The sequence below is a fragment of the Amycolatopsis sp. NPDC003731 genome (assembly GCF_053586895.1).
The window spans coordinates 1-11,028 of the sequence record NZ_JBSFNC010000225.1 but is presented as its reverse complement, the minus strand read 5'-3'; the positions used below and the strand labels follow the sequence as shown (position 1 = coordinate 11,028).

The following is an 11,028-nucleotide window of genomic DNA, read 5'->3' as shown; positions in this document are numbered from 1 at the left end:
GCCGCGGGCCTTTCCCGTGTTCAGGCTGCGAATGGCAGCGGTTCGTGGAGGTTGTTGCGCCGGGGTTTTCGACGCCGATCGAGGAAGATCGGTGGAAGGAATTCGGGCAGCCCGTCGGGGGCGATGCGGACCTCCCAGCCTGAGCGGTGCAGGAGCCGGTGGTGGTGGGCGCACATCAACACCAGGTTGTTGAGATCGGTGGGGCCGCCGTCAGCCCAGTGCCGGATGTGGTGACCTTGGCAGTGGCGTGGTGGGCGGTGACAGCCAGGGAAGGCGCAGCCGCGGTCGCGTAGGAACAGCGCTCGGCGAAGTCCGGCGGAGATGAGGCGGCGGAGGCGACCCAGGTTGAGCGGTTCACTCTTCGCACCCAACACCGCCGGAATGACCATGGCGTCGCAAGCGTGCACCCGGGCTTCGGCCGCGGTCATGGTCCCGGTGTCGCCGAGGGTCGCTGCGCCGGTGCCGGACTGCAGGTCGGTGAGGGAGACCGCGACCATGACATGGGCCCGTTCCCCGGCCTGCATCGGCAAATCCGGGGAATTCAACGCCAAGTCGACCGCATCGGAGAACGCATCGCCGTAACGCTGCGGCATCGCGCGGTGGTCGGGACCGTCGTCGCCGGTGCGGCGCTCGGCCAGCGCATCGAGCAGGGCGCTGGCGCGGGTGCCGGTCTCATCGTCGAACTTGCCGTTCAACACCCAGACCCCGGATCTTCGGCGACGCAGGAACAACTCCCGCGCCGGGACGACTGGCTCGGTGTCGTCCGGCTCGGCACCATCAGGGTTGAGGTGAGCAAGGATCCGGGCACCGAGAACCGCGACCTGCTTATGCCCGGCCTCGGCCGCGAAGGCCAACAGATCAGCCTCGACGCGGTCGCGATGCTCAGGCGGCATCTCAGCCAGCACCCCGGTAATCGTGTCGATCATCGGAGCACTCAGCGACCCAGACAAGGCAGCAACACCCGTGCCCGGCGCCAACGCTGGGATCGGGGTGCCGTCGAGAGCGCGACCCGGATTGACCAAGCGAGCACGTTTCACCAGACGTTCCGCCGCCGACCTCGGAAGGTCAGCCAAGTGCTCCAGCAACCGGGCAACAGACCGGTACCCGAACACCTCCATCACCCCACGCTGCTCGATCTCCACCAACAGCGCCCCCAGCTCAGCCTCCGCAGACCGCATACACGCAAGCAACTCACCGAGGCGGTCGGCGAAGGCCACCGCCTCGGCAGACGAAGAAGCGCTGTCGGACATAGATCAAGATTACCGACTATCGAACACAAGTTCACCACTCGAACGGGTGCAAAGCGCGGCATACCGGAACGGCGGCCGACCAAGAAACAATCAGGCGTGCTTGATTTTTCCGACCACCGGTGCCACCCTGAGCCCCAGGACGCAAGGAGGCGGGCGATGGCGGACCTCGGCGTGATCCTCGGGGATCTCGACGCGGAGACACAGACGATCGACGACGCGGTGGCGGCGCTCCCGGACGCGGACTGGGCGCGCGCGACCCCCGCCGAAGGGTGGACGATCGCGCACCAGATCGCGCACCTGGCCTGGACCGATCGCAAGGCCCTGATCGCGGCCGCGCACCCGGAGAACTGGCAGGCCGAGGTCGAAGAACTCCTCAAAGCCGGCGAAACCTACGTCGACGACGGGGCCGCCGCCGGGGCGCAGCGGCCGCCGCGGGAGATCCTCGAAGACTGGCGTGACGGCCGCCGGCTGCTGGCCGCGGCCCTCGAGGCGGTGCCGGACGGGCAGAAACTGCCCTGGTACGGGCCGCCGATGAGCGCCGCCTCGATGGCGACCGCGCGGATGATGGAAACCTGGGCGCACGGCCAGGACATCTTCGACACCTTGGGCCTGACCCGCGAGCCGACCGCCCGCCTCTGGCACATCGCCCGCTTCGGCACCCGCACCCGCGACTTCGCCTACAAGGTCCACTCGCTCGCCCCGCCGGCCGGGGAGTTCCGCGTCGAACTCACCGCGCCCGACGGCTCCACCTGGGCCTTCGGGCCCGAGGACGCCGAGCAGAAGCTCACCGGCACCGCCCTGGACTTCTGCCTGGTCGTCACCCAGCGGCGGCACCCCGCCGACACCGATCTCGTCGCCCACGGCGCCGACGTCGAAGAGTGGCTCGGCATCGCGCAGGCCTTCGCCGGGCCACCGGGCAACGGCCGGAAGCCGGGGCAGTTCGCATGACCTACCGCATCGGCAACGCGTCCGGGTTCTACGGCGACCGGTTCTCCGCCGTCCGCGAGATGCTCACCGGCGGCCCGCTCGACGTCCTGACCGGCGACTACCTCGCCGAGCTGACCATGCTCATCCTCGGCCGCGACCGGATGAAGGACGCCACCCGCGGCTACGCCAAGACCTTTCTCCGCCAGATGGAGGAAAACCTCGGGCTGGCGCGGGAAAAGGGCGTCAAGATCGTCGCCAACGCCGGGGGGCTCAACCCGGCCGGGCTGGCGGACGCGCTCCGGGAGCTGGCGGCGAAACTCGGGCTCGACGTCAAGATCGCCCACGTCGAAGGCGACGACCTCGTCCACCGCGCCGACGAGCTGGACCTCGGCAAACCGTTGACCGCCAACGCCTACCTCGGCGCCTGGGGCATCGCGGAGTGCCTGAACGCGGGCGCCGACGTCGTCGTCACCGGCCGCGTCACCGACGCCTCCGTCATCGTCGGCCCGGCCGCCGCGCACTACGGCTGGGCCCGTGACGACTTCGACGCGCTCGCCGGCGCGGTCGCGGCCGGGCACGTCATCGAGTGCGGGGCCCAGGCCACCGGCGGCAACTACGCCTTCTTCACCGAGCACACCCTCGGCGTGCCCGGCTTCCCGATCGCCGAGATCGAAGCCGACGGCTCCAGCGTCATCACCAAGCACCCGGGTACCGGCGGTGTGGTGAACGCCGGCACCGTCACCGCCCAGCTGCTGTACGAGATCACCGGCGCGCGGTACGCCGGGCCGGACGTCACGACCCGGTTCGACACGCTGTCGCTGACCGAAGAGGGGCCGGACCGCGTCCGCATCTCCGGTGTCCGCGGGGAAGCGCCGCCGCCGACGCTGAAGGTCGCCCTCAACACCCTCGGCGGGTTCCGCAACGAGACGACGTTCGTCCTCACCGGACTCGACATCGAGGCGAAAGCCGCCCTGGTGCGGGAACAGCTCGAAGCGTCCATGAAGGACCGGCCGCCCGCCGACGTCCGGTGGACGCTGGCCCGCACCGACCACGCCGACGCCGAAACCGAGCAGACCGCGAGCGCCCTCCTGCACGTCGCCGTCAAGGACGCCGACCCGAAGGTCGCCGGGCGCGCCTTCACCGGCGCCGCTGTCGAACTCGCGCTGGCCAGTTACCCCGGGTTCCACGTCATCGCGCCGCCGTCGGACGCCTCGCCGTACGGCGTCTACACCGCGGCTTACGTGGCGGCCGACAAGGTGCCGCACGTCGCCGTTCTGCCGGACGGCATGCGTGTCGACATAGCGCCTTCGGCGTCCACTCAGGACCTGTCCGATGTGGATGAACCCGCGCTGCCCGAACCGCTCGACCACGGGCCGGTGCGGCGGGTGCCCCTGGGCACGATCGCCGGGGCGCGCAGCGGCGACAAAGGCGGCAACGCCAACGTCGGCGTCTGGGTGCGCTCCGAAGAGGCCTGGCGGTGGCTGGTGCACCGGCTGACCGTGGCGGAGTTCAAGCTGCTGCTGCCCGAAACCGCCGACCTGCCGGTGACTCGGTACCTGCTGCCCAACCTGCGGGCGATGAACTTCGTCGTCGAGGGCATCCTCGGCGAGGGCGTCGCGTCGCAGGCGCGGTTCGACCCGCAGGCCAAGGCCCTCGGCGAGTGGTTGCGGTCGCGGGAGATCGACGTCCCCGAGGTGCTCCGGTGACCGATCCCTTCCGGACGCCCGAACGGGCCGAACTGCGCAAGACCGTGCGGAAGTTCGTCGAGCAGGAGGTCCTGCCGCACCTCGACGACTGGGAGCGCGCGGGCGAGCTGCCGCGCGAGCTGCACCGCAAGGCCGGGGACCTCGGCTTGCTCGGCGTTGCCTTCCCCGAGGAGATCGGCGGGGGAGACGGCAACTACCTCGACGCCTTGGTCGTCGCCGAGGAGATGCACTACGCGGGCGGCTCCGGCGGGCTGTTCGCGTCGCTGTTCACCTGTGGCATCGCCGTCCCGCACATCGCCGAGGCCGGCGACCCGGTCCAGATCGAACGCTGGGTGCGGCCCACCCTCGACGGAACCAAGATCGGGTCCCTCGCGGTCACCGAACCGGACGGCGGCTCCGACGTCGCCGGCATCCGCACCACCGCGGTCCGCGAGGGCGACGAGTACGTCGTCAACGGCGCCAAGACGTTCATCACCTCCGGCTGCCGCGCCGACTTCGTGACGACGGTGGTGCGCACCGGCGGCGACGGCGCGCACGGGCTCTCGCTGATCGTCGTCGAACGCGGCACGCCGGGCTTCACGGTGAGCCGCAAGCTCGACAAGATGGGCTGGCTCTGCTCCGACACCGCCGAACTGTCCTACGTGGACGTCCGGGTGCCGGCGGAGAACCTGGTGGGCGCCGAGAACAGCGGCTTCGCCCAGGTCGCCACCCAGTTCGTCACCGAACGGCTGTCCCTGGCCGTGCAGGCGTACGCGCACGCCCAGCGCGCGCTCGACCTGACGCTGGACTGGTGCCGGCTGCGCGAGACGTTCGGCCGCCCGCTCATCTCGCGGCAGGTCGTCCAGCACAAGCTCACCGAAATGGCGCGCAAGATCGACGTGGCCCGCACCTACACCCGGCAGGCCGCGATCCGGCACGTCTCGGGCGAGGAAGTCATCGCCGAAGCCTGTTTCGCCAAGAACACCGCCGTCGAGGCCGCCGAATGGGTGGTCAGCGAGGCCGTCCAGCTGCACGGCGGGCTCGGCTACATGCGCGAGTCCGAAGTGGAGCGGCACTACCGCGACGTCCGGATCCTCGGCATCGGCGGCGGCACCACCGAGATCCTCACCGGCCTGGCCGCGAAGCGATTGGGATACACCTCGTGACTGCTTTGAGGTCCACAGTAGACACCCGGGCCGCCGAGTTCGGCGCGAACCGCGAGGCGATGCTGGAGAAGCTCGCCGAGATCGACGCCGAACACGCCAAGGCCGTCGCCGGCGGTGGCGAGAAGTACGTCGAACGGCACCGCAAGCGCGGCAAACTCCTGGCCCGGGAACGGATCGAACTGCTGCTCGACGCGGATTCGCCGTTCCTGGAGCTGTCGCCGCTGGCCGCTTGGGGCACCGATTACCGCGTCGGGGCGAGCCTGGTCACCGGGATCGGGGTCGTCGAAGGCGTCGAGTGCCTGATCTCGGCCAGCGACCCGACGGTCAAGGGCGGCGCGAGCAACCCGTGGACGACCAAGAAGAGCTTCCGGGCCGCCGACATCGCCGCGCAGAACCGGCTGCCGTCGATCAACCTCGTCGAATCCGGCGGCGCGGACCTGCCGACGCAGAAGGAGATCTTCATCCCCGGCGGCCGGATCTTCCGCGACCTCACGCGGGCCTCGGCGGCGGGCTGCCCGACGATCGCGCTGGTCTTCGGCAACTCCACCGCGGGTGGCGCGTACCTGCCGGGCATGTCGGACTACGTCGTGATGGTGAAGGAACGCGCGAAGGTGTTCCTCGGCGGGCCGCCGCTGGTCAAGATGGCGACCGGCGAGGAGTCCGACGACGAGTCGCTGGGCGGGGCCGAGATGCACGCCCGCACCTCCGGCCTGGCCGACTACCTGGCCGTCGACGAGCAGGACGCGATCCGGCTGGGCCGCAACATCGTCAAGCGGCTCAACTGGACGAAGCAGGGGCCGACGCCGAAACCGGACTACGCCGAGCCGCTGTACGACGCCGAGGACCTGCTCGGCATCGTCCCGACCGACCTCAAGGTGCCGTTCGACCCGCGCGAGGTGATCGCCCGCGTCGTCGACGGTTCCGACTTCGACGAGTTCAAGCCGCTCTACGGATCGAGCCTGGTCACGGGCTGGGCGAGCATCCACGGCTACCCGGTCGGCGTGCTGGCCAACGCGCAGGGTGTGCTGTTCGGCGAGGAGTCGCAGAAGGCCGCGCAGTTCATCCAGCTGGCCAACCAGATCCACACGCCGCTGGTGTTCCTGCACAACACGACCGGCTACATGGTCGGCAAGGAGTACGAGCAGAGCGGCATCATCAAGCACGGCGCGATGATGATCAACGCCGTCTCGAACTCGAAGGTGCCGCACCTGTCCGTCCTCATGGGAGCGTCCTACGGTGCCGGGCACTACGGGATGTGCGGCCGCGCCTACGATCCCCGGTTCCTGTTCGCGTGGCCGAGCGCGAAGTCCGCGGTGATGGGCCCGGCGCAGCTGGCCGGCGTGCTGTCCATCGTGGCCCGCGCGGCCGCCGAAAGCCGCGGCCAGGAGTACAACGAGGAGCACGACAAGGCCATGCGGGCCATGGTCGAGGGGCAGATCGAGGCCGAGTCGATGCCGATGTTCCTCTCCGGCATGCTCTACGACGACGGCATCATCGACCCGCGCGACACCCGCACCGTGCTGGGACTGAGCCTGTCCGCGATCCACAATGGACCAGTGAAGGGCGCCGAGGGCTTCGGCGTCTTCCGGATGTGAGCGAGCGATGATCCAGAACCTGCTGGTCGCCAACCGCGGCGAGATCGCCCGCCGCGTCTTCCGCACCTGCCGCGACGCCGGGATCGGCACGGTCGCGGTGTTCTCCGACGCCGATGCCGCCGCGCCGCACACCCTGGAGGCCGACGCGGCCGTCCGGCTGCCCGGCAACGCGCCGTCCGAGACGTACCTGCGGGCGGACCTGCTGGTCAAGGCCGCGGCCGAGACCGGCGCCGACGCCGTCCACCCCGGGTACGGCTTCCTGTCCGAGAACGCCGCGTTCGCCCGGGCCGTCCTCGACGCCGGGCTGACGTGGGTCGGGCCGCCGCCGGAAGCCATCGAGACCATGGGCTCCAAAGTGGAGTCCAAGCGGCTGATGGCCGCGGCCGGGGTGCCGGTGCTGTCCGAACTGGACCCGGCTTCGGTGACCGCGGACGACTTGCCGTTGCTGGTCAAGGCGTCTGCCGGTGGTGGTGGCCGCGGGATGCGCGTGGTCCGCTCGCTCGACGAGCTGGCCGAGGCGGTCGAAGGGGCCAGTGCCGAGGCCGGGTCGGCGTTCGGCGACCCGACCGTCTTCTGCGAGCGCTACCTGGAGACCGGGCGCCACATCGAGGTCCAGGTGCTGGCCGACCGGCACGGCACGGTGTGGGCGGTGGGGGAGCGGGAGTGCTCCATCCAGCGCCGGCACCAGAAGGTCGTCGAGGAGGCGCCCTCGCCGTTCGTCGACGCGGGGATGCGCGAGGAGCTGTTCGAGGCCGCGCGCAAGGCCGCCAAGGCGATCGACTACGTCGGCGCGGGCACGGTCGAGTTCCTCGCCGGGCCGGACGGCCGGTTCTACTTCCTCGAGATGAACACCCGGCTCCAGGTCGAGCACCCGGTCACCGAGAACGTCACCGGCCTCGACCTGGTCGCGCTGCAGCTGCGGATCGCCGAGGGGGAGCGCCTGCCGGCCGACCCGCCGCCCACCGTCGGTCACGCCATCGAGGTCCGGCTCTACGCCGAAGACCCGGCCGCGGGCTGGCAGCCGCAGAGCGGCACGCTGCACACCTTCGAAGTGCCCGATGTGGACCGTTCGTTCACGCACGGGCCCGGGCTACGGCTCGATTCCGGGTTCGAGACCGGGTCCGTGGTGGGTGTCCACTACGACCCGATGCTCGCCAAGGTGATCACCTGGGCGCCGACCCGCGCCGAAGCCGCCCGCCGGCTCGCGAAGGCCCTGGCGGCGGCGAAGATCCACGGCGTCGTGACCAACCGCGACCTCCTGGTCAACATCCTGCGGCACGAGGCTTTCCTGGCGGGGGAGACCGACACCGCGTTCTTCGACCGGCACGGCCTCGACACCCTCGCCGCACCGCTGGCCACGCCCGACGCCGAACGGCTCTCCGCGCTCGCCGCGGCGTTGGCGGACGCGGCGGGCAACCGGGCGTTGGCGACCACGCAGGGCAGGCTCCCGAGTGGCTGGCGCAACGTCCGCTCGGCCGGGCAGCGCAAGGTCTTCACGGTGGCCGACCGCGAGTACGAGGTGGTCTACTCGCTGACCCGGGACGGTCTCCGCGCCGACGGCTTCGAGGCCGGGCTGGTCGGCGCCGAGCCGGGACGGGTCGTGCTGGACGTCGCCGGCGTGCGGCGCGCGTTCGACGTCGCCCGGCACGACGACGTGTCCTATGTGGACTCCGCGCTCGGGTCGGTGGCGCTGAAGGCCGAGCCGCGGTTCGCCGACCCGGACGCGGCCCTGGCCGCGGGGTCGCTGGTGGCGCCGATGCCCGGCACGGTCGTCCGGCTCGCCGTGCAGGCCGGGGACCCGGTCAAGGCGGGCGACCCGCTGCTGTGGCTCGAAGCGATGAAGATGGAGCACCGGATCGCCGCGCCCGCCGACGGCGTGGTGACGGAACTGCCGGTGACGGTCGGACAGCAGGTCGAAGTGGGCACGATCCTCGCGGTGGTGGGAGAAGCAGAATGAACGCGATGAACTTCGTCGAGCCGGAGGAGCGGATCGCGCTTCGCAAGGCCGTCGCCGAACTCGGCGCCAAGTACGGGCACGAGTACTACGCCCGCAAGGCCCGCGCGGACGAGAAGACGCACGAGCTGTGGGACGAGGCCGGGCGGCTGGGCTACCTCGGCGTCAACATCCCCGAGGAGTACGGCGGTGGGGGCGCGGGCATCGCCGACCTCGCCGCGGTGCTCGAAGAGCTGGCCGCCGCGGGCTCGCCGTTGCTGCTCATGGTCGTCTCGCCGGCCATCTGCGGCACCGTGATCTCCCGGTTCGGCACCGACGAGCAGAAGAAGCAGTGGCTGCCCGGCATCGCCGACGGCACCAAGCGGATGGTCTTCGCGATCACCGAGCCGGACGCCGGGTCGAACTCGCACAAGATCACCACCACCGCGCGGCGCGACGCCGGCGGGTGGGTCCTCAACGGACGCAAGGTCTACATCTCCGGCGTGGACGAGGCCGACGCCGTGCTGGTCGTCGGCCGCACCGAGGACGCGAAGACCGGCCGGCTCAAGCCGGCGCTGTTCATCCTGCCGACCGGCACCCCGGGTTTCGAGTACACGAAGATCCCGATGGACATCGTCGCGCCGGAGAACCAGTTCTCACTGTTCCTCGACGACGTCCACCTGCCCCCCGAAGCGCTGGTCGGCGAGGAGGACGCGGCGATCGCGCAGCTGTTCGCCGGCCTCAACCCGGAACGCATCATGGGCGCGTCGTTCTCGCTCGGCATCGCCCGGTACGCGCTGGCCAAGGCCGTCGGCTACGCGAACGAGCGGCAGGTCTGGGGCGCCCCGATCGGCACGCACCAGGGTCTCGCGCACCCCCTCGCGGAGATCAAGATCGAGCTGGAGCTCGCGAAGCTGATGACGCAGAAGGCGGCGTCGCTCTACGACTCCGGCGACGACTTCGGCGCGGGCGAGTCGGCCAACATGGCGAAGTACGCGGCGGCCGAGGTGGCCATCCGCGCGACCGACCAGGCCGTCCAGACCCACGGCGGCAACGGCCTGGCCACCGAATACGGCCTCGGCACGCTGGTCACGGCGGTGCGGCTGGGCCGGATCGCCCCGGTGAGCCGCGAGATGGTGCTCAATTTCGTCGGCCAGCACAGCCTCGGCCTGCCGAAGTCGTACTAGGAGGTCGCTGTGGCCACATTGGACGGCAAGACGATCATCATGTCCGGCGGCAGCCGGGGAATCGGCGAGGCGATCGCCCTGCGCGCGGCGGCCGACGGCGCGAACGTGGCCCTGCTGGCGAAGACGGCCGAGCCGCACCCGAAGCTGCCGGGCACGATCTACACGGCGGCCGAGGCGATCGAGAAGGCGGGCGGCCGGGCGTTGCCGATCATCGGTGACGTCCGCGACGACGACGGTGTCGCGGCGGCGGTGGCGAAGACCGTCGAGCAGTTCGGCGGCATCGACATCGTGGTGAACAACGCGAGCGCGATCGACCTGACGCCGACCGAGCGGGTCAGCATGAAGCGCTACGACCTGATGCAGGACATCAACGCGCGCGGCACGTTCCTGCTGTCCAAACTGGCCATCCCGCACCTGCGCGGGTCGGCGAACCCGCACATCCTGACGCTGTCGCCGCCGATCAGCCTCGACGAGAAGTGGTTCACGGCCGGCCACCTCGCCTACAGCATCGCGAAGTACTCGATGAGCCTGGTGACGGTGGGGCTGTCGGCGGAGTTGCGCCAGGACGGCGTCGCGGTCAATTCACTGTGGCCCCGCACGACGATCGACACGGCGGCGATCCGCAACGTCGTCGGGGCGGAGCTGGCTTCGCGCAGCCGAACCCCGGAGATCATGGCCGACGCGGCGCACGCGATCCTGACGAAGCCGAGCCGCGAGGCAACGGGCAACTTCTACCTCGACGACGAGGTGCTGCGGGCGGCCGGCGTCACGAACTTCGCGAAGTACCGCGTCGGCGGTTCGGAGGAGGGCCTCCAGCTCGATTTCTGGGTGGAGCGGGCTTGACGGGCATCCGCGAACCCCAGCAGGAGCGCAGCCGCACCACGCGGCGGCGCTTGATCGAGGCGGCGCTGGACAGCTTCGGTGAGCGAGGCTGGCACGGCGTGACGGTGGCGGGCATAGCCGAGCGCGCGGGCGTCTCCCGAGGCGCGGCCCAGCACCACTTCCCGGCCCGCGAGGACCTGGTGGTGGCGGCGGTGGACCTGCTGGGCGAGGCTCAGATAGAGGAGCTCCGAGCCCAGGCGGCCGACTTGCCGAGCGGAGCCTCCCGCATCGAGCGAGTCGTGGAGATGGTCCTGAACCTGTACACGGGCCCCTTGTTCCGAGCGGCCCTCCAGCTCTGGTCCGTGGCGGCAACCGACGAGGCCCTGCGTGCCGTGCTGGCCACCGCGACGACGTCGTCGGAGTGCGCCAGGCTGACGTGCAGGTCCGGCCGGCCGGGCACGAC

At 70.7% G+C, this 11,028-nt stretch carries 9 protein-coding genes; 8 read left to right on the top strand and 1 reads right to left on the bottom strand.

Annotated elements, in window-relative coordinates; all coding sequences use genetic code 11:
• Positions 1 to 20: 20 nt before the first annotated feature.
• Positions 21 to 1,250, bottom strand: coding sequence for a DUF222 domain-containing protein (locus ACWDN5_RS44305; RefSeq protein ID WP_449680484.1), 1,230 nt, complete (start codon positions 1,248 to 1,250; stop codon positions 21 to 23).
• 156 nt (positions 1,251 to 1,406) lie between these two features.
• On the opposite strand from ACWDN5_RS44305, the gene ACWDN5_RS44300 reads away from it, so the two are divergent.
• The 8 genes from ACWDN5_RS44300 to ACWDN5_RS44265 form a co-directional block, all read left to right on the top strand.
• Positions 1,407 to 2,198, top strand: coding sequence for a TIGR03084 family metal-binding protein (locus ACWDN5_RS44300; protein WP_310977069.1), 792 nt, complete (start codon positions 1,407 to 1,409; stop codon positions 2,196 to 2,198).
• Positions 2,195 to 3,883, top strand: a complete 1,689-nt coding sequence (locus tag ACWDN5_RS44295; RefSeq protein ID WP_310977068.1) for an acyclic terpene utilization AtuA family protein — start codon at positions 2,195 to 2,197, stop codon at positions 3,881 to 3,883. Before ACWDN5_RS44300 ends, ACWDN5_RS44295 begins: the two co-directional genes overlap by 4 nt.
• Positions 3,880 to 5,028: an acyl-CoA dehydrogenase family protein gene (locus ACWDN5_RS44290; RefSeq protein ID WP_310977067.1), complete on the top strand. Its 1,149-nt coding sequence runs from the start codon at positions 3,880 to 3,882 to the stop codon at positions 5,026 to 5,028. Before ACWDN5_RS44295 ends, ACWDN5_RS44290 begins: the two co-directional genes overlap by 4 nt.
• Entirely contained in the window at positions 5,025 to 6,623 is a 1,599-nt protein-coding gene (locus ACWDN5_RS44285; protein ID WP_310977066.1) for an acyl-CoA carboxylase subunit beta, read from the top strand. Before ACWDN5_RS44290 ends, ACWDN5_RS44285 begins: the two co-directional genes overlap by 4 nt.
• A 7-nt stretch (positions 6,624 to 6,630) precedes the next feature.
• The gene (locus ACWDN5_RS44280) at positions 6,631 to 8,580 is read left to right on the top strand and encodes an acetyl/propionyl/methylcrotonyl-CoA carboxylase subunit alpha (RefSeq protein ID WP_449680483.1); all 1,950 of its coding nucleotides are present in this window, start codon (positions 6,631 to 6,633) and stop codon (positions 8,578 to 8,580) included.
• Positions 8,577 to 9,743 carry an acyl-CoA dehydrogenase family protein gene (locus ACWDN5_RS44275; RefSeq protein WP_449680482.1) on the top strand — a complete coding sequence of 389 codons (1,167 nt, stop codon included), beginning with the start codon at positions 8,577 to 8,579 and terminating at the stop codon, positions 9,741 to 9,743. Before ACWDN5_RS44280 ends, ACWDN5_RS44275 begins: the two co-directional genes overlap by 4 nt.
• Before the next feature lie 9 nt (positions 9,744 to 9,752).
• Positions 9,753 to 10,586 carry an SDR family oxidoreductase gene (locus tag ACWDN5_RS44270; RefSeq protein ID WP_449680481.1) on the top strand — a complete coding sequence of 278 codons (834 nt, stop codon included), beginning with the start codon at positions 9,753 to 9,755 and terminating at the stop codon, positions 10,584 to 10,586.
• Positions 10,583 to 11,028, top strand: a 446-nt coding sequence (locus tag ACWDN5_RS44265; RefSeq protein WP_449680480.1) for a TetR/AcrR family transcriptional regulator, incomplete at its 3' end; no start/stop codon positions are given. The genes ACWDN5_RS44270 and ACWDN5_RS44265, both read left to right, overlap by 4 nt.